A 23,638-nucleotide genomic window follows, 5' to 3' on the forward strand; every position below is an offset into this window, starting at 1 on the left:
GCATGGTTCAACCGGCAAGGACTTGTCAGCCTCGCTCATCATCACGCCGCGTTGAACATTACCGGAAACCGCCGTGGTACGTAGAACGTATGCCCGGTGGTGTGGGAGGGGGGTTCCGTGAGGAATCCCCCTACCCGATTGCGGGGAGTCGGAATGGCGGTTGGCGTTCGAAGTCGACCCATCTTACGTCGTCATCCCGGACTTGATCCGGGATCCATGTTCTCGGCGCTGGATGGATGGATCCCGGATCAAGTCCGGGATGACGAGAGTCTGAAAGTGACGCTTCGTATCTGATTGGGGGATGTCTGCCTCTCATCCCAAACAGCCATTCGCCGGCCACTGGAATACTACTTTCCGCGCCGGCATAGGAGCCGATTCCTTTTGCGGCTTCGAGTGTATCAGGCGCCCGATGTTTCCCACAATATCAGCTTGGTCGCGTTCACATTTTCGCGCGCCTTCGCGGCATCGAGTCGCGTCAGCTTCACGCTGCCCTTGAGTGCGCCCATCTCGATCATCGCGTCGATCACGACCACGCCGCCAGCGCCGACGTCCACCTCGATCTCGGCAGGCTTCGCGAGCTTCGCCTTGGCGGTCGAGACATGGAGATGGTGCGTGCCCGGCTCGACATCGGCCATCAGCATCTGACCCGACTTGATCTGACCCTTCGCAACGCCGTCGAGCGTCACGTCCATCCCCTGCAGCGCGGCGACGAAGCCGCGGCGGGTGACATAGAGGCGCGCCTTGCCCGCGGGTGCCTGCATCGCGCGGGCTTCGGCAAGCGCCGCGGTATCGGCCTTCTGGCCGCCCTTGTTGCTCGACAGCGCCCAGATGCAGAAGATGATGATCCCGCCGATCAGCACTACGGCCAGGATCAGCATGGTTTCGGGCGAGAGCAGGCTGGCGAGCGAGGGCCCCAGAAACGCGCCGAAAATCGCGGCCGCGAAAATGATCGTCAGCCACATGGCGTTCTTGCTCATGTCGTCCTCCTCACCGGGCTGTTCATGGCCGCTCAGGCCGGGGTGAAATCTCCCGTCGTTTCGTCCATCACATAGAGCAGGCCTTCGTTGATCGCAAAAAAGGCGCCGCGCAGTTTCAGGCTACCGCGCTTTTCCTTTTCCTGGATGCAGGGGAAGGTGCGTAGATTCGCCAGGCTGACGCCGACCGCCGCCAATTCCATCGCGCGGCCCGCTTCGCGGTTGTCATAATCGGGGTAGCGCGCGCGGATTTCAGCGCTCGCATCGTCGAGCATCTCGATCCAGTGAGCGATGAAGCCGCCGCGCCCGGGCTCGGCACCGTCCATCGTCCGGTGCAGCGCCGCGTGGCAGCCGCCGCACATGCCGTGCCCCATGACGACGATTTCCTCGACATGAAGGAACTGCACCGCAAACTCCAGCGCGGCGGAGACGCCGTGGCGGCCGGGATTGGTCTCGAACGGCGGCACCAGCGCGCCGACGTTGCGGACGACGAAAATCTCGCCCGGATTGGTATCGAAGATCTGCGAGGGTTCGGATCGGCTATCCGAACAGGCGATCACCATCACCTTCGGCGATTGCCCCTCGGCAAGCTGTTCCCAGCGGTCGCGTTGTTCCTGCCAGCCGCCGTTACGGAAACGCCGGTAGCCTTCGATCAATTCTGCAAAGCGAGTCATGGACGCCCCTTAGCATAGGTTGAGAGGTTGAGAAGAGGCGCGCGCGCGACTATGTGGACGCGATGAACGCTCCCGCACAGCCGCCGCAGCCCCTTCAGCGCCCGCGCAAGCCCGACTGGATTCGCGTCAAGGCGCCCACCAGCCCCGGCTATGCCGAGACGAAACGGCTGATGCGTGACCTCAATCTCCATACCGTATGCGAAGAAGCGGCGTGCCCGAACATCGGCGAATGCTGGACGAAAAAACACGCGACGGTGATGATCCTTGGCGATACCTGCACTCGCGCCTGCGCCTTTTGCAACGTCAAGACGGGGATGCCGCGTCCCGTCGACCTGCTCGAGCCCGAACATACCGCGGTGGCAGCGGCGAAAATGGGTCTGACGCATATCGTCATCACCTCGGTCGACCGCGACGACCTGCCCGACGGCGGGGCGAGCCAGTTCGTGAAGGTCATTCAGGCGCTGCGCCGCGAAACGCCGCAGACGACGATCGAAATCCTGACCCCCGATTTCCGCAACAAGCCCGAAAGCGCGGTCGCGGCGATCGTCGATGCGCGGCCCGACGTCTACAACCATAATCTGGAGACGGTGCCGCGGCTCTATCCGACGATCCGGCCCGGCGCGCGTTACTATGCCTCGCTGCGCCTGCTCGAAAGCGTCAAGCGCCGCGATCCGTCGATCTTCACCAAGTCGGGCATCATGCTCGGCCTCGGTGAGGAGCGGATGGAGGTCCATCAGGTGATGGACGACATGCGCAGCGCCGACATCGATTTCATGACGATGGGTCAATATCTCCAGCCGACGCCGCGCCATGCAAAGGTTGCCGAATTCGTGACCCCCAAGGCGTTCGACGCCTATGCGCAGATCGCGCGCGCCAAAGGCTTCCTGCAGGTCGCCTCGTCGCCGCTGACGCGGTCGAGCTATCACGCCGGCGACGACTTCGAGCGGATGCGCGCCGCGCGCGAGGAGCAACTCGCCCGCGCCAGGGTGGGCTGATTGCCGCGGCACCACGAAACGCGCGAGCTTCCCTACAGCGACGAACAGATGTTCGCGCTCGTCACCGACATCGCGCGCTACCCCGAATTCCTGCCGTGGGTCGTCGCGCTCCGCGTCCGCAGCGACAGCGAGCATGAGGCGGTCGCCGACATGATCGTCGGCTTCAAGGGACTGCGCGAAAGCTTCTCGTGCCGCGTCCACAAGGAACGGCCGCGCGCGGTGACGGTCAGCTATATCGACGGCCCGATGAAGCATCTCAGCAACGAATGGCATTTCGCGCCGCTGGACGGCGGAGGATGCCGGGTCGATTTCATGGTCGATTTCTCGTTCCGCAGCCGGATGTTCGAGACGCTGGCGGGCCAGATGTTCGACAAGGCGCTCCGCAAAATGATCGCGGCGTTCGAGGCGCGGGCGGGAGAGCTTTACGCTCCCCTCCCTTCGTGAGCCGGCTGAAAGCGGCCGTCAGCCTAGCGCCTCTTCGACCTGATCGAGCCGATCCTTGCCAAAGAACATCTCATCGCCGACGAAGAAGGTCGGGATGCCGAACACGCCGCGTGTGACCGCGGCCTCGGTGTTGGCGGCGAGCTTTGCCTTGATCTCGGGTTCCTGGGTGCGCGCGAGCAGCGTGGGGCCATCGAAGCCGTTTGCGGAGAGGAAGGTCGCGGCAACCTCGGGATCGTCCATCTTGAGGCCGTCCTCCCACATCGCACGGTTCACCGTATCGACATAGTCGTCGAGCACGCCCTCGTCCTCGGCAACGATCGCGCCGCGCATGATGAGGAGCGTGTTGACCGGGAAATGCGGGTTGAGGTGGAATTTGGCGAGGCCGTGCTTCGCGATGAAACGTCGCATCTCCAGATTTTCATAAGCGAGTTTCGCGGGCGCGTCGGCATATTGCACCATTGGCGCCTTGTTCCCCGTCGCTTTGAAGATGCCGCCGAGCAGGCACGGCGTGATGACCAGGTCGGCGCCGGTACGGTCGAGCAGTTCGGGCAGCGCCTTCAGCGTCAGATAGGCGTTGGGGCTGCCGAAGTCGAAAATGAGTTCGAGAGTCTTGGTCATGCTTCAAATCCTTTCCCTTCTCCCCTTGCGGAAGAAGGATAGGGAGCCTTATCGCGAAGCGATTAGGCGGACTTGGATGAGGGGTTGCGAGCAAAGCTCGCGCGATCCCGCGGATCGCATACCCCTCATCCAGCTATGACTAGGCGGCAGAGCCGCCAAGTCTCCGCAACCCTCTCCCGCAAGGGAAGAGGGAATTTCCATCACCATTTTTCTCCCCATGGGCGAAGATCGAGTTCGTGCGTCCACGCGCTTTTGGGCTGGCGGTGGAGCATCACATAATTGGCGGCGATCGCTTGCGGGTTCAGGATCAGATCCTGCGCCTTGGCATGATCGAAATCAGGGTGGCGGCCCTTGATGAACTCGGTGTCGATCGCTCCGTCGATCACGACATGCGCGACGTGGATGCCCTGCGGCCCCAGTTCGCGCGCCATCGACTGGGCGAGCATCCGCAGCGCCGCCTTGGCGCCCGAGAAGGCGGAAAAGCCCGATCCGCCGCGCAGGCTTGCGGTCGCGCCGGTGAAGAGGATCGTGCCGCGCCCGCGCGGGATCATGCGCTTTGCGGCCTCACGGCCCATCAGGAAGCCGCCGAGGCACGCCATTTCCCAGACCTTGGTGTAGACGCGCGTCGTGGTCTCGATGATCGGGAAATTCACATTGGCGCCGATGTTGAACACCGCGACCTCGACCGGGCCGACCTCGACCTCGACCCGATCGAACAGCGCGATCATCGCGTCCTCGTCGCGGGCATCGGCGGGGAAGGCGCGTGCCTGATGCCCGTCGTTGCAGATCGACTGGGCTAGGGCTTCGAGCGCGTCGGTGTTGCGTGTCCGGCGGTTGACGCAGGCGGTGAGCCCTTCGGCGGCAAAGGCGCGCGCGATCGCGCCGCCCGTGGCGTCGCCGGCGCCTATGATGACGGCTGCGGACATAAGCGAATCTCCTCTTGCGGGCGATAGTAACTATGATAATCATAGTAACAAGAGATTTCTTTCTTCGTCATCCCCGCGAAGGCGGGGATCCAGCTTGATGGACCGACGAAAGCGTGGAAGCTGGACCCCCGCCTTCGCGGGGGTGACGAAACAACGGGATAAGCGGAATGCCCAAGCGCGCCGATCTGTCGGATACCTATTGCCCCGTCGGCCGGTCGGCGGAGCTGCTGGGCGATCGCGCGGTGCTGCTGATCCTGCGCGACCTGTTCTTCGGGCGGCGGCGGTTCGAGGCGATCGCGGCGAACACCGGGCTCGGCCCGCAGCTCGTTTCGGCGCGGCTCAAGCGGCTGGTCGCCGAAGGGGTGGTCGAGCGCCACGCCTATCAGGAGCGGCCGCCGCGCCATGAGTATCGCCTGACCGCCAAGGGCAAGGATTTGTTCGATGTCCTTTATGCGATGCGCAACTGGAGCGAGCGCTGGGCCTATGCCCCCGGCGAGACGGGGGGCGGGCCGGCGATGCGCTACACCCACCGCGCCTGCGGCGCCGACGTCGGGACCGCGACGATCTGTCCGAACTGCGGCGAAGCGCTTCGCTATGGCGATTTGAAGGGGGAGCCTTCGGCGGCGCTCAAGGCCGAGCAGGCGGCGCGGGGCGGGTAGTCGAGATTGTCATTGCGAGGAGCCGAAGGCGACGCGGCAATCTCCAGCTATCGGCCTTTGTGCGAAGGCCGATAGCTGGAGATTGCTTCGCTCCGCTCGCAATGACGCGGAAATCGGGAGAGGGGATTACGCCTTTTCCAGCGTGCATTGCAGCGGGTGCTGGTTCTGCCGCGCGGCGTCCATCACCTGGGTGACCTTGGTCTCGGCGACCTCGTAGCTGAAGACGCCGCAGACGCCGACGCCCTGCTGGTGGACGTGGAGCATCACCTGCGTCGCGCGTTCGATGTCCATGTTGAAGAAGCGCTGCAGCACCATCACGACGAATTCCATCGGCGTGTAATCGTCGTTGAGCAGCAGCACCTTGTACATCGACGGCTTCTTGGGCTTCGCGCGCGTGCGCGTCGCGATGCCGACGCCGGGGGTGCCGGGCGTGTCGTCATCCTTGCCCGCCATGGCGCGGACGATGTGAGGAATGGAGGCGGGAAGCATCATCATCGGGAATATCGCAAGCCGGGGCGGAATCGCAAGAGGGCGGGTGTCGGCATTTTTACCGATTGTTCGCCATGCGGTTTCCGCAAAAGCAAGAACCGCCCGCTTCCGGGGAGGAAGCGAGCGGTCTTGGAGTGTCGGCGCGGACGGGGAGAGGAGGGGGGAAGGCCCGCGCCAACGGGAAGAGGAAAGCCTTAGGCTGCCTTCATCTTCGAGGTGATGACCGACACGCGGTTCGAGATCGGCGCGAAGCTGTCGTTCGTCAGCTTGACGACGAGTTCGCTGGTCTTCGAGGTCTGCGCGACAGCGGCGTCGAACGCCTTCTTGCTGTTCTCGGCATAGAGCTTGAAGAATTCGGTCGGCGACTTGACGGCGGTGTAGCCCTTCAGCGCGGCCGACGTGTCCTCGAAGCTCTTGCGAGCGAAGGCGACGCCTTCCTGGCCCAGGGTTTCGATGCCCTTGGCAGCGATCTTGCCGGCTTCGACGAACGCTTCGACGTTCGCCTTGTTGAATTCGACGGCTTCCTCGGCAAGCTTGCTCGACTTGGCGAGCGCTTCCTTCGAGCGTTCCTGGAAGTCGGCGGTCAGCGCTTCGGCGCGGGTCTTGGCGTCTTCGGCGAACTTTTTGACGGTGTCGTTCATGGTCTTGAATCCTTTGGCGGCGGCGGCAACCGGCTTCGGTGCGGCCTTGGTCTTGGGGGCGTTAGTCTTTGCGGCCGCCTTCTTGGGAGCGACCTTCTTCGCTGCCGGCTTTGCGGCTTTCTTTTGGACCGGCTTGGCCTTCGCCGCGACGGTCTTGGTTTTCACGGGCGCCGCGGCGGGAGCGGCAACGGCCGACGCGACAGGAGCAGCCACCGGCTTGGCGGCGGTTTCCAGCGTCGCGGCTTCGAAAGCCTTTTCGGCACTATCCATCTTGGTAGCCATCGGGACAACTCCTTTATGTTGCAGTGCACAATATAGGAGCGGCTCGGCGATTTCAAGAGAATTTTTGTGCAGCGCACAAAAATAATCGGAGCGCCGGCCCGAAGGCGATATAAAGCCCCGATATTACCGTTGTTTGACGTAGCGGCCGGGGGCGTCCTCGATCGCCTTTCTGGCGCCCTTGCCGGGGACGCGCGCGCCTTTGGCGGGCGTTTTCGCGCTGTCCTGTTCGGCGATCCAGCCGATCCAGTGCGGCCACCAGCTTCCCTTGGTCTCGGTCGCGCCCGCGACGAACTCGTCGAGCGTCGCGGCGTCGTTGTCGCCGGTCCAATATTGATATTTGCCCGCGGCGGGCGGGTTGACGACGCCCGCGATATGGCCCGAGCCCGCGAGCAGGAAGGTCTTCGGTCCCGCCAGATGATCCATCAGCCGCCAGACGCTGGCGAGCGGCGCGATATGATCCTCGCGCCCGGCCTGGATATAGGCGGGCGTCCTGATCTTCTTGAGGTCGATCGGGGTGCCCATCACCGACAGGCTGTTCGGGATCACCAGGCGGTTGTCGCGGTAGAGGTCGACCAGATATTGCCGGTGCCACTTGGCGGGCAGGTTGGTGACGTCGCCGTTCCAGTAGAGGAGGTCGAAGGGCGGATAGTCGTTGCCGAGCAGATAATTGCCGACGACATAATTCCAGATCAGGTCGCGCCCGCGCAGGCTGTTGAAGGTCGCGGCCATGTAGCGGCCGTCGAGGAAGCCGCCCGCGGACAGCTGCTGGAGCAGCGCGAGATACTGGTCGTCGACGAACATCTTGAGGTCGCCCGCGAGCTCGAAATCGACCTGCGCGGTGAAGAAGGTCACCGATTTCACCTTGTCGGCCTCGCCCTGCGCCGCGAGCATGGCGAGCGTGGCGGCGAGGGTGGTGCCCGCAACGCAATAGCCGATGGTGTGAATATGCGGCACGTCGAGCAGGTCGCGCACCGTGTCGATCGCATCGACCTGCGCCGCGATATAATCGTCCCAGACGATTTCGCTCATCGAGGCGTCGGCTGACTTCCACGACACCATGAACACGGTCAGCCCCTGTTCGACCGCCCAGGCGACGAAGCTTTTCGCGGGGTTGAGGTCGAGGATGTAGAAGCGGTTGATCCACGGCGGGAAGATGACGAGCGGGACGGTGAAGACGTCCTTCGTCGTCGGCGCATATTGGATGAGCTGGTAAAGGTCGGTCTCGTGGATCACCTTGCCCGGCGTGGTCGCGATATTGCGCCCGACCTCGAACGCATCGGGGTCGACATGGCTGAGCTGGCCGCGCGCAAGGTCGGTCAGCATATGCTTCAGGCCCTTGAGCAGGCTCTCGCCGCGCGTCTCGACCGCGCGCCGGATGACCTCGGGATTGGTGATCGCGAGATTGGTGGGCGACAGCGCCTCGGTGATGCTCTTCGCCGCGAACTCCATCTTGGCGCGGGCGTGCTCGTCGAGCCCGGCCATCGTACGGGTCGTCGTCAGCAACTGGTCGGCGAGCAGGCCATAGGTCTGCCGGATCAGCGCGAAGGCCGGGTTCTGCGTCCAGTCGGGGTCGGCGAAACGCTTGTCCTTCGGCGCGTCGGCGTCGGGGGGGGGCGCGGCGAAGGGCGGCTTCAGCGCGGTCAGCGAGGTCCAGAAGGCGGCGCCCTGTTCCCACATTTTCGCCGATTGCTCGGCCCATGCCTGCGTCGTCGGATTCTGCAGCCAGCCTGCGGGGTCGAACAGGCTCGTGGTGGCGCCATTGCCGCCGGTCGCCTGAGCCATCGCATAGTCGAGCATCATCTGCTGCGCGCGGCCCATGACGCTCGCCCAATGCTGCATGTCTTCGGGCGATGGCATGAAGGGATTGGGTGCTTCGGTCGTCTCGTCCCCAGCCTTGTCGGTGCCCGTGTCGCTCATGCTCGTTCCTGCTGGTCAGTGCGGATATAATGCCTATAACAAGCCGCGATGCGGCTGGCGAGATTGCCGCTCGCGTCAATCTGCTCATAACGAAAAGGAGTTGTTCTAGTTTCCCATGTCCGAAGATGAATTCTATCGCATCAAGCGCCTGCCGCCCTACGTCATCGCCGAAGTCAATGCGATGCGTGCGGCCGCCCGCGCCGCGGGCGAGGACATCATCGACCTGGGGATGGGCAACCCCGACCTGCCGCCGCCCGCGCATGTGATAGAGAAACTGTGCGAAGTGGCGATGAAGCCCGACGCGCACGGCTATTCGCAGTCGAAGGGCATTCCCGGCCTCCGCCGCGCGCAGGCCAATTATTACGGCCGCCGCTTCAACGTCGATCTTGACCCCGAGAGTGAGGTCGTGGTGACGATGGGGTCGAAGGAAGGACTCGCCAGCCTCGCGACCGCGATCACCGGCCCCGGCGACGTCGTGCTCGCGCCGAACCCCAGCTATCCGATCCACACCTTCGGCTTCATCATCGCCGGCGCGACGATCCGCAGCGTGCCGACGACGCCCGACGAGAATTACTGGCGCGCGCTCGACCGCGCGATGGCCTTCACCGTGCCGCGCCCGTCGATCCTGGTGGTCAATTACCCGTCGAACCCGACCGCCGAGGCGGTCGATCTTGCCTTCTACGAGCGGCTCGTCGCCTGGGCGAAGGAGAACAAGGTCTGGGTGCTCAGCGATCTCGCTTATTCGGAGCTCTACTACGACGGCAACCCGACGCCTTCGATCCTGCAGGTGCCCGGCGCGAAGGATGTCGCGATCGAATTCACCTCGATGTCGAAGACCTATTCGATGGCGGGCTGGCGCATGGGTTTCGCGGTCGGCAACAAGCGGCTGATCGCGGCGATGACGCGGGTGAAATCCTACCTCGATTATGGCGCCTTCACCCCGATCCAGGCCGCGGCGTGCGCCGCGCTCAACGGCCCGCAGGATATCGTCGCGAAGAACCGCGAACTCTATCAGAAGCGCCGCGACGTGATGGTCGAAAGCTTCGGCCGCGCCGGCTGGGAGATTCCGAGCCCGCCCGCGTCGATGTTCGCTTGGGCGCCGCTGCCGCCCGCGCTCAGGGAGATGGGCAGCTTGGAGTTTTCCAAGCAGCTCCTGACTCACGCCAAGGTCGCGGTCGCGCCGGGCGTCGGCTATGGCGAGGACGGCGAAGGCTATGTCCGTATCGCGATGGTCGAGAATGAGCAGCGCATTCGGCAGGCTGCGCGCAACGTGCGCAAATTCCTGGCGATGCACGGCGTCAACACGCCGTCGGTCGCGGCCGGCGGCGGGGGCTGATGGCGGCATCCGCGATCGGCGCCATTGCGCAGACGATCCAGCTCTCGGTCACGCCGGTCTTTCTGCTGGTGGCGACCGGGAGTCTGCTCAATGTCTTCACCGGGCGGCTGGCGCGCGTCGTCGACCGGTCGCGGGGGCTGATGGATCGCTGGGCGAACAGCGAAGGCCCGGAGCATGATCGCATCGTCGCCGAATTGCGCGTGGTCGACCGCCGCATCAACGTCATCAACAATTCGATCGGCGCGGCGGTCGCGTGCGGCATCGTCGTCTGCCTGCTCGTCGCGCTGCTGTTCACCCAGGCGTTCACCGGGTTCGACCTGAATGTCGCCGCGGCCTGGGTGTTCGTGGTCGCGACATTGCTGCTGCTTGCGTCGCTGATCCTGTTCCTGATCGAGGTGCGGCTCGCGATCCGCACCATCCATGTGCCGATGGAATTGCTCGAGCTCGAGGAAGCGGGCTGGCGCGACCGCGAGCGCCGCCGCTGAAGGGTCAATAGGGCGGGTCGGCCTTCGCCCGCTGCGCCGCGGCCGCATCGATCCACCAGCCGAGGTCGTCGGCGAAGCGCGGAAAGGCGCGTTCGAGCCGCACGCCGTCCTCGCCTCCCGGTCTGCCCTCGGCATCGAAGGCGCCGCCGATGCGCGCGAGGCCGAGCGGGGTCGAGGTGACGACCATTCCCATCGCGCCCAGCGTCGTCCGCCACGCGGTGGCCGAACGCACCCCCGCGAAGGGCCCAGCCGAATAGGAAGCGATGGCGGCGGGGCGCCAGGCGAATTCGGGCAGATAATGGTCGACGAGATTCTTGAGCCCCGGTTGCAGCCCGCCATTATATTCGCCGACGACGAAGATGAAGCCGTCCGCGGCGGCGATCGTCGCGGCGAGCGCGGCCATGGCGACGGGGGCCTCGCCCGCCGGGTAATCGCTGTGCCGCCGGTCGAGGATCGGCAGGCCGACGGCCTGCGCGTCGATCAGTTCGCCCCGGTCGCCGCGCGCCGCGAGGGCGTCGACGATCCAGCGCGCGAGCTTGATACCCTGCCGGTCGCGGCGATAGCTGCCATAGAAAACGAGAATGTGGCGTGCCATGCGAAAAACTCCGGTTCAGGGGCGGATGGTGATCGGGGTGCCGTCGGGCACGCGATCCCATAGCTGCTTTATCTCGGCGTTGGACAGCGCGATGCAGCCGTCGGTCCAGTCGCGCGCGATCGGCAGGCCGGGCCGCCCGTTCGGCTGGCCGTGGATGAAGATGTCGCCGCCCGGCGAACGGCCGCGCGCCTTCGCATAGGCGCGGTCGGCGGCATTGGGATAGGAGATGCGCAGCGACAGATGATAGCGGCTGTTCGGATTGCGTCCGCTGATCCGATAGTCGCCCTCGGGCGTGCGCTCGTCGCCTTCGAAACGCTTGTGCCCGATCGGGGCGTCACCGAAACGGATATTGGTATAGCGCACGACCTCCCGGCCCTGAGCATAGCCGATCAGCACGCGGTCGCTCTTGTCGACGAGCAGCCGGTCGACCGTCGTCCCGGCGGAAAGCGGCGGCTGCGCATGGGCGGTGCCGCAGGCGGCGGGGAACAGCGGGATCAAGGCGGCGGCGCGCATCGCGGCACTTTAACCGATCGCCGTGCATGGACAAGCGCCGCGCGCCGGTTAAGCTGCTCTCCGGGAAGAGGGGAAAGATTATGCGGATCTATCGCACGCCGGACGCGCGCTTCGCGGGGCTGCCGGACTGGCCTTATGCGCCGAAATATGCCGAGATCGCGGGCGGGCTTCGCGTCCATTATGTCGACGAGGGCGCCGCCGACGCGCAGCCGGTGCTGATGCTGCACGGCGAGCCGACCTGGTCCTATCTCTATCGCCACATGATCGGGCCTGCTGTCGAAGCGGGCTTTCGCGTCGTTGCGCCCGACCTCATCGGCTTCGGCCGTTCGGACAAGCCGCTCGACCGGTCGGATTACAGCTATGCGGCACAAGTGGCGTGGATGCGGGCGTGGATCGAGACGCTCGACCTTCGGAACATGATTCTTGCCTGCCAGGACTGGGGCTCGCTGATCGGCCTGCGCCTCGTCGCCGAAATGCCCGAGCGGTTTGCCGGGGTCGCGCTGGCAAACGGCGGATTGCCCGAGGGACAGCCCGCACCGCGCGCCTTCGCGATCTGGCGCGCCTTTTCGCGCTACAGCCCGGTCTTTCCGATCGGCAGGATCGTCAAGGCGGGCGCGAAGCGCGAATTGAGCGCGGCCGAGATCGCGGCCTATGATGCGCCGTTCCCGACGAAAGCGTCGAAGGTCGCGGCGCGTATCTATCCGTCGTTCGTGCCGCTCGGCGACAATGTCGCGGTGCCTGACCAGAAGCGTGCCTGGGCGGCGCTGGAGCGGTTCGACAAGCCGTTCCTCTGCTGCTTTTCCGACGGCGATCCGATCACGCGCGGCGGCGATGCGCTGTTCCTCGGCCGGGTGCCGGGGACGGCGGGCTTATCGCACCGGACCCTGCACGGCGGCCATTTCATTCAGGAGGACGACCCCGTGGGCTTCGTCGCGGCGATCCGCGACGTCGCGGGAAGGAGAAAATAATCCTCCCCACCGCTGCGCGGCAGGAAGGATCGAAGGCGTCAATCGCTGAACGGATCGCGGATCAGGATCGTATCCTCGCGCTCGGGGCTGGTCGAGACGAGCGCGATCGGGGTCTCGATCAGTTCCTGGACGCGCTGGATATATTTGATCGCCTGTGCGGGAAGGTCGGCATAGCTGCGCGCGCCCGCGGTCGATTCGTGCCAGCCGTCCATCTCTTCATAGATCGGCTCGACCTCGGCCTGATCAGCGGCGTGGCTGGGGAAATAGTCGAGGATCTTGCCGCGCAGGCGATAGCCGGTGCAGATGCGGATGGTGTCGAAGCCGTCGAGGACGTCGAGCTTGGTCAGCGCGATGCCGGTGACGCCCGACACCGCGCAGCTCTGCCGCACCAGCACCGCGTCGAACCAGCCGCAACGGCGCTTGCGGCCGGTGACGGTGCCGAACTCATGCCCGCGCTCGCCGAGCTGCTGGCCGGTCGCGTCCTCGAGTTCGGTAGGAAAAGGCCCGCTGCCGACGCGCGTCGTATAGGCCTTGGCGATGCCGAGCACGAAGCCGACCGCCGAGGGGCCGAGCCCCGACCCCGCCGCCGCGGTGCCGCTGACGGTGTTCGAGCTGGTGACGAAGGGATAGGTGCCGTGATCGACGTCGAGCAGCACGCCCTGCGCGCCCTCGAACAAGATGCGCGCGCCCGCCTTGCGGACCTTCTTGAGACGCTTCCACACCGGTTGGGCATATTCGAGCACATAGTCGGCGATCTCGGCGAGGTCGGCCTTCAACCGCTCGCGGTCGATCGGCGGCTCGCCGAAACCGGCGCGCAGCGCGTCATGGTGCGCGGTCAGGCGGTCGATCTGCGGATCGAGCTTGTCGAGATGCGCAAGGTCGCAGACGCGGATCGCGCGGCGACCGACCTTGTCCTCATAGGCGGGACCGATGCCGCGCCCGGTGGTGCCGATCTTGCCCGCGCCCGCCGCGGTTTCGCGCAAGCCATCGAGGTCGCGGTGAAAGGGCAGGATCAGCGCGCAATTGTCGGCGATGGCGAAATTGTCGGCATTGATCTCGACCCCCTGGCCGCGCAGCTTGGCGATCTCGTCACGCAGCGCCCACGGGTCGAGGACGACGCCGTTGCCGATGATCGACAGCGTCCCGGTGACGATGCCCGAGGGAAGCAGCGACAGCTTGTAGGTCTGGTCGCCGACGACGAGCGTATGGCCGGCGTTGTGACCGCCCTGAAAGCGGACGACCGCGTCGGCGCGGCTGGCGAGCCAATCGACGATCTTGCCCTTGCCCTCGTCGCCCCATTGCGACCCGATGACGGTGACATTTGCCATGATGCTGTCCTGCTGAACCGGGCCAAAAACGACCAGCGCGGGCCCGGCGCGGCCTTAGCGGATTTGGCCGGAGAGGCAAGGGTGGCGGGATGATCTGAAATGAAATATTGAACGCATTGGCGATGGGAGAGGGAACGGATTTGAAGATTGCTTTGTCAGCCATCGCGATGATGCTGGTCACAAGTTGTTCGGATAGCCGTGACGGGCCGAGAGGTATGGCGCCGGACGCTTATCTCGACTTTGAATCTTGCTGGGTCGGCGCCGATGACCGGTTTACCGCGTTCCTGATCCTTGAGCAGAACCGCGATGGCTTCCGGCCTCATTTCGTTTCATCCCGCTGTTATGTCGCCGAATTTGGTGGTGACACGACCATGGGCTATCTGAACGATCTCATGGTCGCTGGCGACAAGAGTGCCTTGAAGGCCCGCGCGCGTTTGACTGGCGATTTTCAGTCCAACACTGTGACCGATATCGAGCCACCCGCCGATCGGTCGCGTGTGTATCTGTTTAAAGGTGCCCTGGTTAGGCATGCGGTGGAAGGGTATCCCGACGCGCGGGTTTATGACATCGCCAAGGTCGATACGTTAATCGACACGAAGACGTCCTTTGCGCGGTTTCGCCGATTGACGAGCCACCAACGATTTGCGCTGTTCCAGACATTGAATCGTGTTCATTGAACGAGAGAATATTGCCGTGTCCGACGCCAACGCCCCCTATCACGCCCATATCTATTTCGACGATGCCGAGCGTTCCGCCGCGACACAGTTGCGCAACGATTTTGGCCGCGACTCCGCGATCCTTTTCGTCGGCGATATGACCGACGGTGCCGCAGGACCGCATCCGATCGCGCAATATGAGGTGCATTTCCTCGGGGCGGCGGTTCCGGCGGTGATCGCGATGATCGAGAAGGCGGCGCTTCGCGCGCTCGTTCATCCGCTCACCGACGACGATCTCGCCGATCATACGAGCCTCGCGCACTGGATCGGCGAGCCGCTCGAACTCGATGTGAGCGTGCTCGATCCGCCGGGCGAGAATAAGGGGGTGCCGCGCTTCGGCGTCTCGGATTTTTGACACATTCGTCATCCCGGCGAAGGCCGGGATCTCGCCGGCGCGTCAGGATGTGGCGGGGAGAGATCCCGGCCTTCGCCGGGATGACAGTGAAATGATAGGATCAGGCCTCTACCGGCCCGTCCGGCCCAAGCACGAAACCGCATCCCAGCCGCGTCGCCTCGTCGCCGTCGGACAGCGCCGCGACCGTCTGCCAGCCGTCGGCGCGCAGGCTCGCGGCGATGGCGGAGCCGTGACCGAGGGGAAGGAAGATACGGCGTTCGGCGCCATTCTCGCTGCCGAGTCCCTCGTCGATGAGCGGGTCGGGATAAAGCGAGAAGCCGACTGCGGGCTCTTCCTCGGTCTCGCCGACCGGGATCGCATAGCCGCCGCCGCGGCCGATCGCGTCGCCCTGGCCGGGGACGAAAATCTGGAAGCCGAACCAGCTTTGATAGGCGAAGCCGTGGCGCTCGGTCGGGTCGAGCGTCAGGCTGGCGCGGCCGCGCGCGGGCGCGGCAATCGCTTCGAGCGCGTCGATCCGCGCCGCCAGAGTGCCCGCGGCATCGAAGGCGCGGAGGTCGGCGAGCGCCTGGTCGAAGGGGCCGGTAGCGCGGAGCAGCGGCAGCCAGGCCTCGGCATCGAGGCGGACGAGCGCGCCCGCATCCTTGGCATCGAGCGCGTCGCGCAGGCTTTCGAGGCTCGCCGCGACCGGAAGCGGACCGCCCGCGAGCAGGTCGACGACGTCGGGCAGGGTGAAATCGATGGTGACGGGACCGATGCCGGCCGCCTCCAAGGCGTCGATCGCGACGGTGACGATCTCGCGCGCCGCGGCGACGCTGTCGCTGCCGATCAGTTCGGCGCCGACCTGCAGCATCTCGCGCGCCGGACGAAGCTGGCTGGCGCGCAGCTTCACGATCTGTCCGGCGTAGCAGAGGCGCAGCGGGCGCGGCGCGCTCTTGAGCAGGGAGGTGGCGATGCGACCGACCTGCCGCGTGATATCGGGGCGCAGCGCGAGCGTGCGCTGCGACACCGGGTCGGTGAAGCGGAGCAGGTCGCGTGCGGTGCGATCGTCATCGCCGCCGAGCGTTTCGCGAAACTCGGCGAGCGGCGGGGAGACGCGGCCATAGCCGTGCGCGCGCATCGCGTCGACGAGCGCGCGAGTGACGCGCGACGCCGCCTCGGCCTGTGCGGGCAGGCGGTCGCGGAGCCCTTCGGGCAGCAGGGCAGGGGCCTTGGACATGGGTGCGGCCTTAGGCGGGTGGCGAGGGGGATTCAATATGTCTCCCCTCCCGCTTGCGGGAGGGGCCGGGGGAGGGCCTGTTTGTTCAAGCCCGACCCTCGACATGCCCCCCCTGACCCCTCACGCGAGCGAGAGGGGGACTGGGTGGATCAGAACTTCAGCCCCTTCACCGTCTTCACGCCGGGAAGCTGGCAGAGCTGCCACAGCAAGGGCTCGGGCATCGGCGAATCGAGGCTGAGCAGCAGCACCGCCTCGCCGCCCGCGGCGCGGCGGCCGAGGTGGAAGGTGCCGATGTTGAGCCCCGCTTCGCCGAGCGCGGTGCCGATGCGGCCGATGAAGCCCGGCGCGTCCTCGTTGACGATGTAGAGCATGTGGCCGTCGAGGTCGGCCTCGACCTTGATCCCGAACATCTCGACCAGACGCGGGTCGCCGTTGCTGAACAGCGTGCCCGCGACCGAGCGGTCGCCGTCGCTGGTCGCCACGGTGACGCGGACGAGCGTGTGATAGTCGCCGTCGCGGTCGTGGCGAACCTCGCGCACGTCGAGGCCCCTTTCGCGCGCGAGGTGCGGGGCGTTGACCATGTTCACGCTGTCCGAATAGCGGCGCATCAGGCCGGTGAGCACTGCGGCGGTGATCGGCTTGAGGTTCAGCTCGGCCGCCGCGCCCTCGACCTCGACCGAGATCGTCGTGAGGTTGTCGTGCGCGAGCTGGCCGACGAGGCTGCCGAGCTTTTCGGCGAGGCTCATATAGGGGCGCAGCTTCGGCGCTTCTTCGGCCGACAGGCTGGGGACGTTGAGCGCGTTGGTGATGCCGCCGGTCAGCAGATAATCCGAAATCTGCTCGGCCACCTGGATCGCGACATTGACCTGCGCCTCGTCGGTCGAGGCGCCCAGATGGGGCGTGCAGATGAAGTTCGGCGTGCTGAACAGCACATGGTCGGCCGCGGGCGGCTCGGTCGCGAACACGTCGAGCGCCGCGCCCGCGACATGGCCGCTGTCGAGCGCTTCTTTCAGCGCCGCTTCGTCGATCAGCCCGCCGCGCGCGCAGTTGATGATCCGCACGCCCTTCTTGGTCTTGGCGAGATTTTCCTTCGACAGGATATTGCGGGTCTGGTCGGTCAGCGGTGTGTGCAGCGTGATGAAATCGGCCTTCGCCAGCAGCGTGTCGAGGTCGGCCTTTTCGACGCCGAGTTCGACCGCGCGCTCGGGGGTCAGGAAGGGGTCGAAGGCGACGACCTTCATGCGGAGCCCCAGCGCACGCTCGGCGACGATGCTGCCGATATTGCCGCAGCCGATCAGGCCGAGCGTCTTCGACGTGAGCTCGACGCCCATGAAGTCGTTCTTCGGCCATTTGCCTGCCTGGGTCAGCGCATTGGCTTCGGGAATCTGGCGCGCGAGCGCGAACATCATCGCGACCGCATGTTCGGCGGTGGTGATGCTGTTGCCGAAGGGCGTGTTCATCACGATGACGCCCTTCTTCGAGGCTTCGGGGATATCGACGTTGTCAACGCCGATCCCGGCGCGGCCTACGACTTTCAGGTTGGTCGCGGCGGCGAGGACGTCGGGGGTGACCTTGGTGGCCGAGCGGATCGCGAGGCCGTCATAATCGCCGATGATCGCGATCAACTCGTCTTTGGTTTTGCCGGTGATCTCGTCGACCTGGATGCCGCGTTCCTTGAAGATCGCGGCGGCTTTCGGATCCATCTTGTCGGAAATCAATACTTTGGGTGCGGTCATGTCACTGTTCCTCTACTCTCGTCATCCCCGCGAAAGCGGGGGCCCAGTTCCAGCGTCAGCGATGGCAGCACTGGGTTCCCGCTTTCGCGGGAATGACGATGGAAATTATTTGCGGAGTTCGGCGTAGGCCCAGTCGAGCCAAGGCCCGAGCGCTTCGATATCGGCGGTGTCGACGGTCGCGCCGCACCAGATGCGCAGGCCCGGAGGTGCGTCGCGATAGCCTGCGATGTCGTAGGCCGCGCCTTCCTTTTCGAGCAGCGCCGCAAATTTCTTGATGAAATCCGCATCGGCACCCGCGACCGACAGGCAGACCGAGGTCTTCGAGCGGCTGGCGGGATCGGCGGTGAGGTGGGAGAGCCAGTCGCGCTCCGCGACGATCGTGTCGAGCGCCGCGGCGTTGGCGTCGCTGCGCGCTTTCAGCCCGTCGAGGCCGCCGAGCGACTTCGCCCATTCGAGCGCGAAGATCGCATCCTCGACTGCGAGCATCGACGGGGTGTTGATCGTCTCGCCCTTGAACACGCCCTCGGCGAGTGCACCCTTCGACATCAGGCGGAACACTTTCGGCAGCGGCCAGGCGGGGGTGTGGGTTTCGAGGCGTTCGACCGCGCGGGGCCCGAGGATCAGCACGCCGTGCCCGCCTTCGCCGCCGAGCACTTTCTGCCAGCTGAAGGTCGCGACGTCGATCTTGTCCCACGGCAGGTCGTAGGCGAAGACCGCGCTGGTCGCGTCGGCGAAACACAGGCCCTCGCGGGTCTCGGCGATCCAGTCGCCGTTCGGGACGCGGACGCCGCTGGTGGTGCCGTTCCAGGTGAAGAGGACGTCGTTCGACCAGTCGACCTCAGTCAGATCAGGAAGCTGGCCGTAATCGGCGCGGATGACAGTGGGGTCGAGCTTGAGCTGCTTGGCGACATCGGTGACCCAACCTTCACCGAAGCTTTCCCACGCCAGCGTCGTCACCGGTCGCGCGCCCAGCATCGTCCACATCGCCATTTCGAAGGCGCCGGTGTCGGAGCCCGGAACGATGCCGATGCGGTGCGTGTCGGGAAGCTGCAGCATCTCGCGCATCAGGTCGATGCAATACTGCAGGCGCGTCTTGCCGATCTTGGCGCGGTGCGAGCGGCCCAGCGATTCGGTGTTCAGTTTTTCGGGGGACCAGACCGGCGGCTTGGCGCAGGGACCGGAAGAAAAATAGGGGCGCGTCGGGCGCACCTGTGGCGTCGGCACTTCACTCATCATAGTCTCTCCTTGCAGAGAGCGCGCGCGGCGTTGGGACCGCGTGGCCCGGCGCCGCGTTTAGGGAGAGGGGCGAAACTGTCAAACAAAATGCGTAAGCCGCGCGAAATTTTCGACGAGCCGTAAAAAGGTATACGGCTTGTTAACGATATTGTCGGTATTTTGACGCCATGCCGATTCCGCTTTTCCTCAAGGCCCGAATCCTGGTCGCCGCGACCGCGATGCTCGCGCTAACCGCCTGTTTCGGCGCGCCCGAGGTGATGAAGCAGAGCGGCGGCAAACGGTCGACGGCGACGACGGCGCCCCAGCGTCCGCAGATCACGGGAACGCCATCCTTCACCAGCGCCGAGGCGCAGCAATGCGCGTTCGACCTCAAGCAGGCCGGGGTGCGTTTCACCCCGCTGCCGAACCAGGATCATGGCGGTGGGTGCAGTTCGATCGATTCGGTGAAGCTGCTCGACATCGGCACGCCGGTGACGAATCTGGGGCCGATGACCTGTCCGCTCGCGCGCAATTTTGCGGCCTGGGCGCGCTATGCGGTGAAGCCCGCGGCACGCCAATATTTCGGGACCGAGGTCGTGAAGATCGAGACCTATGGCACCTATAGCTGCCGCAACATCTATGGCGGCCGTTCGGGCCGGCTGTCGCAGCACGCCTCTTCCAACGCGATCGACGTCGCGGGCTTCGTGCTCGCCGACGGGCGGCGGATCATGCTCGACGGCGGGTGGAAGGGCGACAAGGCGTCGCAGGATTTCCTCCGCGCGCTTCATAAATCGGCGTGCCGCCGCTTCGGCACGGTGCTGAGCCCAGATTATAACGCCGCGCATTACAATCACTTCCACCTCGACATGAGCGGGAACGGCTATTGCCGTTGACCGGGGATTCTCCCCCTCGGCATCGCCAGCGACTTTTTGCCCCTAACCATTGTTTTACGTGCGTGGCATAGGCTCAGCGCATGGCGAATCCTGTCTTTTCCCGGGAGGCCCATGCGGCCTTCAGCGCGGCCTATCCCGGCGTGCCGACGCATCTGACGCATCAGATCGCCGGCCACCCCCTGCTCGAACTCGGGGCCTTGCAGCAACTCGCCGGCCGGCTGCGCCCCGAAAGCCTGGAGCATAATGCGGCGGTCGATCTGCCGCTGGGGATTTCCAATGCCGATACGCCCGCCAACGGCCTGTCGGTGGAGGACACGATTGCGCAGATCGACCAATGCGGGTCGTGGGTCCTGCTCAAGACGATCGATCAGGACCCGGCCTATGCCGCGCTGATGCGCGAAGTCCTGGGCGAGATCGAGCCGTTGGTCGAATCGCGCACCGGCGCGATGATGCGGCTGGAAGGATTCATCTTCATCTCCTCGCCGCGCGCCGTGACCTCGCTGCATTTCGACCCCGAATATAATATATTGTTTCAGGCGCGCGGCTCGAAGACGATGACGCTGTTCCCGACCGCCGATCCCGACATCATCGGCCAGCCCTTCTTCGAGCAATATTTCGCCGGGGGACCGCGTAACCTGCCCTGGCGTGAGGAATGGGCGGCGCGCGGTCGGGCGATCGACATCGCGCCGGGCGAGGCGATCTATGTTCCCATACTCGCGCCGCATTGGGTGCAGACGCACGACGCGGTGTCGGTATCGCTGTCGCTGACCTGGCGCAGCGAATGGAGCTTTCACCATGCCGACGCCTGCCGGTTCAACCGCCGGCTGCGCGCGCGCGGGCTGAACCCGGGCGCGCCGCGCCTTTACCCGCGGAACAATCGCCTGAAATCCTATGCCGAGCGCGCGCTGGCGCGGATCGAGACGCGGTTTCCGCCGCGATAGCAGGCCCCGGCTTGGCAAAGCCGCGCGAAGCGAGTAGCCGCTCGCTAATGGCAAAAGACAAGCAACCCCATCGTTCGCGTTTTCACAAAGCAAAAGACGACGCGCAGTTCGCCCAGCAGGCGACCACCACTCCGCAGACCGCCGATCCGGCCTACAAGCTCGCCTTTCAGGACAATGAGTTCCTGCTGCGCGAGGATTTGCGCCCGGTGCGCTTTCAGCTCGAGCTGCTCAAGCCCGAACTGCTGCTCGACGAAGCAAAGATCGAATCGACGCTGGTCATCTATGGCTCGGCGCGTATCCCGGAGCCCGAGACGGCCGACGGGCTCGAAGCCGCGGCGACCGACGACGTCCAGCGCAACATCGCCCGCCACCTCAAGGCCAAGGCCAAATATTATGACGAGGCGCGTAAGCTCGCGCGGCTCGCGAGCCAAGTGCCGTGCGACGAGGACGGCTGCCGCCACTTCGTCGTCTGTTCGGGCGGCGGGCCGTCGATCATGGAGGCCGCGAACCGCGGCGCCGCCGACGAAGGACGCGAATCGATCGGGCTCAACATCGTCCTGCCGCACGAGCAGGCGCCGAACCGCTATGTGACCCCGTCGCTGAGCTTTCAGTTCCACTATTTCGCGCTCCGCAAGATGCACTTCCTGCTCCGCGCGCGCGCGGTCGCGGTGTTCCCCGGCGGCTTCGGCACCTTCGACGAGATGTTCGAGCTGCTGACGCTGATCCAGACGGGCAAGATCAAGCCGATCCCGATCGTGCTGTTCGGCAAGACATTCTGGAACCATGTCGTCAATTTCGACGCGCTGGTCGAGGAAGGCGTCGTCAGCGCCCGCGACCTCGACCTGTTCCAGTTCGTCGAGACCGCCGAAGAGGCGTGGGCGATCATCCAGGCTTTCTACGCGAACAGCGAGCATCACTGACGGTCGGCGCCCAGCGCGCTTTTCCCGGCTCGTCATTCGCGCCTTCGCGGAAATACCCATGTCCCACCTCACGGGACATGGGCATCGCGTGCGAAATCAAGCCGGCTGGTTGTACATCTCGGTCGGTCCCGGATATTCACGGCCGTCATCGATGCCCACCTCGCGCTTGATCAGCGCATTGGTCATCTTGTTCAGGCGCAGAATATCGCTCTTGTGCTTCGGGTCGCTTGCGAGGTTGACGATCTCGCCCGGGTCGGCGTGGGTGTCGTAAAGCTCAAGATCGTTCATCGCCGTCAGCGTCTTCCAGTCGGCCGGCGTGTTATGATGCGCTGGCGCGAAATAGCGCGCGAACTTGTAGCGTCCGTCGTGGACGCCGCGGTGGAGGCGCCGCTTGCTGAGGTCGAAGCGCTTCGAATAGTCGGGCTCCCCCGATGCGAGCACCGCCGTGCGGTCTTTGGTCGGCTCCCAATAATGGACGACGGCATAGTTGAAGAGATGGCCCTGCCGGTCGCGCTCGGTTCGCGCCTCCGGTGCGGTGAGCAGGCCCGATACGTCGAGCCCGGGCAGACCGGGAAAGCGGCTCGCCTGCTCGTCGGCGGAGAGGCCGGCGAGGGTCATCAGCGTCGGTGCAAGGTCGATCGCGCCCATCAGCCCCTTGGTCGTGCGTCCGCCCGCGAAATCGGGGTGCGCGACGATCATCGGGATATTGACCTCTTCGCGGTACATCGTTGCGCCCTTCTGGCGCATCCCGTGCGCGCCGGCGCGCTCGCCGTGGTCGCTGGTATAGATGATGATCGTATTGTCGATCTGCCCGCTCTCCTTGAGCGCCCAGAGCAATTGCCCGAGCCGCCGGTCGACGTCGCGCAGGCAATTGTAATAATAGTTGATGAAGCGGTGCCAGCTTTCCTCGTCATCGTGGCGCAGGGTGCCATAGAAGAGGTCGTTGAGCCGCACGATCGCGCGATGCGCCTCGGGCTTGGTGCTGAGATCGTCCTTGTAGAAGCTTTCCGGCAGATCGAACTTGTTGTCGACCTCGTAGAGCGGATCGCCGGGCTCGCGGCGCAGCGGTCCGAGGATGTTGGGGTCGGGGCGGCTTTCGGCCTGCTTGCCCGTTGCGTCATAGAACATGATGTCGTGCGGATTGACCAGTCCGACGACCTGAAACCACGGTTTCCCGCCCGCCTTGTCGCGCCGCGCATAATCGAGAATCGAACGCGCCGCGTCACCGGCGACGGCCATGTCGGCCTTGTAGCCGTCCCAGGTCAGCCCGACTTCTTCGCCGTCGAAGCCATAATCGTGGAAGCCGTATTTCTCCATCGCATTTTCGGTGGTCGGATAGATGCCGCCGGGGATGCGCGTCCAGTTGCGTTCATAGTTGAGGCGGCTCAAATGCCATTTGCCCTTGTAGCTGGTGTAATAGCCCGTAGCCTGCATCATGTGGCCGAGCGTCGGCATCGTCTCCGCCGCGACCGGATAGGGGGCATTGTCGCTGTTGAGGAACAGCCCGGTCTGCTGGGTGTGATGCCCCTGAAAGATCGTCGAGCGCGACGGGGTACAGGGGGTGGTGTGGACGTGATAATTCTCGACGAGCAGTCCGCGCTCGAGCATCTCGCGGTGTGCGGGCAGCTTTTCGAGCAACCCTTTTGGATAGCTCGCCATGCTCTGTTCCTGATCGGTGATGATCATCAGGACGTTGAGTTTCTTGCCGTTCTTTGCGTAGGCGGGCATCGCCAGTCCCGCGGCCGCCAGTGCGCCCATGCCGCCGACGAACGTCCGGCGATTCACGTCCCAACCCATCGTCA

At 65.0% G+C, this 23,638-nt stretch carries 25 protein-coding genes; 11 read left to right on the plus strand and 14 right to left on the minus strand.

Annotation, left to right across the window (positions count from 1 at the left end; translation table 11 throughout):
* Positions 1–398: 398 nt before the first annotated feature.
* Both VHO04_RS16265 and VHO04_RS16270 read right to left on the minus strand, forming a co-directional pair.
* Entirely contained in the window at positions 399–977 is a 579-nt protein-coding gene (locus tag VHO04_RS16265; RefSeq protein WP_329629284.1) for a DUF2846 domain-containing protein, read from the minus strand.
* A gap of 32 nt (positions 978–1,009) precedes the next feature.
* Entirely contained in the window at positions 1,010–1,648 is a 639-nt protein-coding gene (locus VHO04_RS16270) for a carbonic anhydrase (RefSeq protein ID WP_329629285.1), read from the minus strand.
* A gap of 62 nt (positions 1,649–1,710) precedes the next feature.
* Between VHO04_RS16270 and lipA the strand changes: the two genes are divergently transcribed.
* On the plus strand, positions 1,711–2,643 hold the full coding sequence (lipA, locus tag VHO04_RS16275; protein WP_329629286.1) for a lipoyl synthase: 933 nt from the start codon (positions 1,711–1,713) through the stop codon (positions 2,641–2,643).
* Positions 2,644–3,087: a type II toxin-antitoxin system RatA family toxin gene (locus tag VHO04_RS16280; protein WP_329629287.1), complete on the plus strand. Its 444-nt coding sequence runs from the start codon at positions 2,644–2,646 to the stop codon at positions 3,085–3,087.
* A gap of 18 nt (positions 3,088–3,105) precedes the next feature.
* On the opposite strand, the gene VHO04_RS16285 is transcribed toward VHO04_RS16280, so the two are convergent.
* Together VHO04_RS16285 and VHO04_RS16290 are read right to left on the minus strand one after the other, a co-directional pair.
* Positions 3,106–3,705, minus strand: a complete 600-nt coding sequence (locus VHO04_RS16285; protein ID WP_329629288.1) for a 2-hydroxychromene-2-carboxylate isomerase — start codon at positions 3,703–3,705, stop codon at positions 3,106–3,108.
* A 200-nt stretch (positions 3,706–3,905) separates the two neighbouring features.
* Entirely contained in the window at positions 3,906–4,631 is a 726-nt protein-coding gene (locus VHO04_RS16290) for an SDR family NAD(P)-dependent oxidoreductase (RefSeq protein WP_329629289.1), read from the minus strand.
* Positions 4,632–4,798: 167 nt separating this feature from the next.
* Between VHO04_RS16290 and VHO04_RS16295 the strand changes: the two genes are divergently transcribed.
* Positions 4,799–5,290, plus strand: a complete 492-nt coding sequence (locus VHO04_RS16295; protein ID WP_329629290.1) for a helix-turn-helix domain-containing protein — start codon at positions 4,799–4,801, stop codon at positions 5,288–5,290.
* 126 nt (positions 5,291–5,416) lie between these two features.
* Here VHO04_RS16295 and clpS read toward each other — a convergent pair whose 3' ends face one another.
* The 3 genes from clpS to VHO04_RS16310 all read right to left on the minus strand — a co-directional run bounded on the left by clpS (position 5,417) and on the right by VHO04_RS16310 (position 8,619).
* Positions 5,417–5,782 carry an ATP-dependent Clp protease adapter ClpS gene (clpS, locus tag VHO04_RS16300; protein WP_329629327.1) on the minus strand — a complete coding sequence of 122 codons (366 nt, stop codon included), beginning with the start codon at positions 5,780–5,782 and terminating at the stop codon, positions 5,417–5,419.
* Between the two features lie 191 nt (positions 5,783–5,973).
* Positions 5,974–6,702 (minus strand): phasin family protein, encoded by a 729-nt coding sequence (locus tag VHO04_RS16305; protein ID WP_329629291.1) that lies wholly within the window; start codon positions 6,700–6,702, stop codon positions 5,974–5,976.
* A gap of 123 nt (positions 6,703–6,825) precedes the next feature.
* On the minus strand, positions 6,826–8,619 hold the full coding sequence (locus tag VHO04_RS16310) for a class I poly(R)-hydroxyalkanoic acid synthase (RefSeq protein WP_329629292.1): 1,794 nt from the start codon (positions 8,617–8,619) through the stop codon (positions 6,826–6,828).
* 115 nt (positions 8,620–8,734) lie between these two features.
* Between VHO04_RS16310 and VHO04_RS16315 the strand changes: the two genes are divergently transcribed.
* Both VHO04_RS16315 and VHO04_RS16320 read left to right on the plus strand, forming a co-directional pair.
* Positions 8,735–9,955 (plus strand): LL-diaminopimelate aminotransferase, encoded by a 1,221-nt coding sequence (locus VHO04_RS16315; RefSeq protein WP_329629293.1) that lies wholly within the window; start codon positions 8,735–8,737, stop codon positions 9,953–9,955.
* Positions 9,955–10,440: a DUF2721 domain-containing protein gene (locus VHO04_RS16320; RefSeq protein ID WP_329629294.1), complete on the plus strand. Its 486-nt coding sequence runs from the start codon at positions 9,955–9,957 to the stop codon at positions 10,438–10,440. The genes VHO04_RS16315 and VHO04_RS16320 overlap by 1 nt, the downstream gene beginning before the upstream one ends.
* A 4-nt stretch (positions 10,441–10,444) precedes the next feature.
* On the opposite strand, the gene VHO04_RS16325 is transcribed toward VHO04_RS16320, so the two are convergent.
* Positions 10,445–11,035, minus strand: a complete 591-nt coding sequence (locus VHO04_RS16325) for an NADPH-dependent FMN reductase (RefSeq protein ID WP_329629295.1) — start codon at positions 11,033–11,035, stop codon at positions 10,445–10,447.
* Between the two features lie 15 nt (positions 11,036–11,050).
* Positions 11,051–11,548 carry a L,D-transpeptidase family protein gene (locus tag VHO04_RS16330; protein WP_329629296.1) on the minus strand — a complete coding sequence of 166 codons (498 nt, stop codon included), beginning with the start codon at positions 11,546–11,548 and terminating at the stop codon, positions 11,051–11,053.
* Between the two features lie 80 nt (positions 11,549–11,628).
* On the opposite strand from VHO04_RS16330, the gene VHO04_RS16335 reads away from it, so the two are divergent.
* A complete protein-coding gene (locus VHO04_RS16335; protein ID WP_329629297.1) occupies positions 11,629–12,516 on the plus strand; it encodes a haloalkane dehalogenase in 888 nt (295 codons plus the stop codon).
* Positions 12,517–12,554: 38 nt separating this feature from the next.
* Here VHO04_RS16335 and VHO04_RS16340 read toward each other — a convergent pair whose 3' ends face one another.
* Positions 12,555–13,844, minus strand: a complete 1,290-nt coding sequence (locus tag VHO04_RS16340) for an adenylosuccinate synthase (RefSeq protein ID WP_329629298.1) — start codon at positions 13,842–13,844, stop codon at positions 12,555–12,557.
* 107 nt (positions 13,845–13,951) lie between these two features.
* Here VHO04_RS16340 and VHO04_RS16345 point away from each other — a divergent pair, with 107 nt between their 5' ends.
* Together VHO04_RS16345 and VHO04_RS16350 are read left to right on the plus strand one after the other, a co-directional pair.
* Positions 13,952–14,521 (plus strand): hypothetical protein, encoded by a 570-nt coding sequence (locus VHO04_RS16345; protein ID WP_329629299.1) that lies wholly within the window; start codon positions 13,952–13,954, stop codon positions 14,519–14,521.
* A gap of 16 nt (positions 14,522–14,537) precedes the next feature.
* On the plus strand, positions 14,538–14,915 hold the full coding sequence (locus VHO04_RS16350; RefSeq protein ID WP_329629300.1) for a DOPA 4,5-dioxygenase family protein: 378 nt from the start codon (positions 14,538–14,540) through the stop codon (positions 14,913–14,915).
* 100 nt (positions 14,916–15,015) lie between these two features.
* On the opposite strand, the gene VHO04_RS16355 is transcribed toward VHO04_RS16350, so the two are convergent.
* The 3 genes from VHO04_RS16355 to VHO04_RS16365 all read right to left on the minus strand — a co-directional run bounded on the left by VHO04_RS16355 (position 15,016) and on the right by VHO04_RS16365 (position 19,100).
* Positions 15,016–16,131: an ATP phosphoribosyltransferase regulatory subunit gene (locus VHO04_RS16355; protein WP_329629301.1), complete on the minus strand. Its 1,116-nt coding sequence runs from the start codon at positions 16,129–16,131 to the stop codon at positions 15,016–15,018.
* A 149-nt stretch (positions 16,132–16,280) separates the two neighbouring features.
* Positions 16,281–17,867, minus strand: a complete 1,587-nt coding sequence (serA, locus tag VHO04_RS16360; RefSeq protein ID WP_329629302.1) for a phosphoglycerate dehydrogenase — start codon at positions 17,865–17,867, stop codon at positions 16,281–16,283.
* Positions 17,868–17,972: 105 nt separating this feature from the next.
* Entirely contained in the window at positions 17,973–19,100 is a 1,128-nt protein-coding gene (locus tag VHO04_RS16365) for a phosphoserine transaminase (RefSeq protein WP_329629328.1), read from the minus strand.
* Positions 19,101–19,270: 170 nt separating this feature from the next.
* Between VHO04_RS16365 and VHO04_RS16370 the strand changes: the two genes are divergently transcribed.
* The 3 genes from VHO04_RS16370 to VHO04_RS16380 all read left to right on the plus strand — a co-directional run bounded on the left by VHO04_RS16370 (position 19,271) and on the right by VHO04_RS16380 (position 21,836).
* Entirely contained in the window at positions 19,271–19,975 is a 705-nt protein-coding gene (locus VHO04_RS16370) for an extensin family protein (protein WP_329629303.1), read from the plus strand.
* Between the two features lie 80 nt (positions 19,976–20,055).
* Complete coding sequence (locus VHO04_RS16375; RefSeq protein WP_329629304.1) at positions 20,056–20,916, plus strand: cupin-like domain-containing protein; 861 nt, start codon at positions 20,056–20,058, stop codon at positions 20,914–20,916.
* A 47-nt stretch (positions 20,917–20,963) separates the two neighbouring features.
* A complete protein-coding gene (locus VHO04_RS16380; RefSeq protein ID WP_329629305.1) occupies positions 20,964–21,836 on the plus strand; it encodes an LOG family protein in 873 nt (290 codons plus the stop codon).
* Positions 21,837–21,932: 96 nt separating this feature from the next.
* Here VHO04_RS16380 and VHO04_RS16385 read toward each other — a convergent pair whose 3' ends face one another.
* Positions 21,933–23,633 carry a sulfatase-like hydrolase/transferase gene (locus VHO04_RS16385; protein WP_329629306.1) on the minus strand — a complete coding sequence of 567 codons (1,701 nt, stop codon included), beginning with the start codon at positions 23,631–23,633 and terminating at the stop codon, positions 21,933–21,935.
* Positions 23,634–23,638 lie beyond the last annotated feature (5 nt).

The sequence above is a fragment of the Sphingopyxis sp. genome (assembly GCF_036261875.1).
Classification (GTDB): Bacteria; Pseudomonadota; Alphaproteobacteria; order Sphingomonadales; family Sphingomonadaceae; genus Sphingopyxis.

Coding starts and splice junctions, on each gene's coding strand:
- clpS (WP_329629327.1), bottom strand. CDS start 5,782: ATGATGCTTCCCGCCTCCATTCCTCACATCGTCCGCGCCATGGCGGGC.
- VHO04_RS16310 (WP_329629292.1), bottom strand. CDS start 8,619: ATGAGCGACACGGGCACCGACAAGGCTGGGGACGAGACGACCGAAGCA.
- VHO04_RS16340 (WP_329629298.1), bottom strand. CDS start 13,844: ATGGCAAATGTCACCGTCATCGGGTCGCAATGGGGCGACGAGGGCAAG.
- VHO04_RS16265 (WP_329629284.1), bottom strand. CDS start 977: ATGAGCAAGAACGCCATGTGGCTGACGATCATTTTCGCGGCCGCGATT.
- VHO04_RS16315 (WP_329629293.1), top strand. CDS start 8,735: ATGTCCGAAGATGAATTCTATCGCATCAAGCGCCTGCCGCCCTACGTC.
- VHO04_RS16375 (WP_329629304.1), top strand. CDS start 20,056: ATGGCGAATCCTGTCTTTTCCCGGGAGGCCCATGCGGCCTTCAGCGCG.
- VHO04_RS16270 (WP_329629285.1), bottom strand. CDS start 1,648: ATGACTCGCTTTGCAGAATTGATCGAAGGCTACCGGCGTTTCCGTAAC.
- lipA (WP_329629286.1), top strand. CDS start 1,711: ATGAACGCTCCCGCACAGCCGCCGCAGCCCCTTCAGCGCCCGCGCAAG.
- VHO04_RS16290 (WP_329629289.1), bottom strand. CDS start 4,631: ATGTCCGCAGCCGTCATCATAGGCGCCGGCGACGCCACGGGCGGCGCG.
- VHO04_RS16285 (WP_329629288.1), bottom strand. CDS start 3,705: ATGACCAAGACTCTCGAACTCATTTTCGACTTCGGCAGCCCCAACGCC.
- VHO04_RS16325 (WP_329629295.1), bottom strand. CDS start 11,035: ATGGCACGCCACATTCTCGTTTTCTATGGCAGCTATCGCCGCGACCGG.
- VHO04_RS16365 (WP_329629328.1), bottom strand. CDS start 19,100: ATGAGTGAAGTGCCGACGCCACAGGTGCGCCCGACGCGCCCCTATTTT.
- serA (WP_329629302.1), bottom strand. CDS start 17,867: ATGACCGCACCCAAAGTATTGATTTCCGACAAGATGGATCCGAAAGCC.
- VHO04_RS16355 (WP_329629301.1), bottom strand. CDS start 16,131: ATGTCCAAGGCCCCTGCCCTGCTGCCCGAAGGGCTCCGCGACCGCCTG.
- VHO04_RS16380 (WP_329629305.1), top strand. CDS start 20,964: ATGGCAAAAGACAAGCAACCCCATCGTTCGCGTTTTCACAAAGCAAAA.
- VHO04_RS16295 (WP_329629290.1), top strand. CDS start 4,799: ATGCCCAAGCGCGCCGATCTGTCGGATACCTATTGCCCCGTCGGCCGG.
- VHO04_RS16370 (WP_329629303.1), top strand. CDS start 19,271: ATGCCGATTCCGCTTTTCCTCAAGGCCCGAATCCTGGTCGCCGCGACC.
- VHO04_RS16330 (WP_329629296.1), bottom strand. CDS start 11,548: ATGCGCGCCGCCGCCTTGATCCCGCTGTTCCCCGCCGCCTGCGGCACC.
- VHO04_RS16335 (WP_329629297.1), top strand. CDS start 11,629: ATGCGGATCTATCGCACGCCGGACGCGCGCTTCGCGGGGCTGCCGGAC.
- VHO04_RS16305 (WP_329629291.1), bottom strand. CDS start 6,702: ATGGCTACCAAGATGGATAGTGCCGAAAAGGCTTTCGAAGCCGCGACG.
- VHO04_RS16385 (WP_329629306.1), bottom strand. CDS start 23,633: ATGGGTTGGGACGTGAATCGCCGGACGTTCGTCGGCGGCATGGGCGCA.
- VHO04_RS16320 (WP_329629294.1), top strand. CDS start 9,955: ATGGCGGCATCCGCGATCGGCGCCATTGCGCAGACGATCCAGCTCTCG.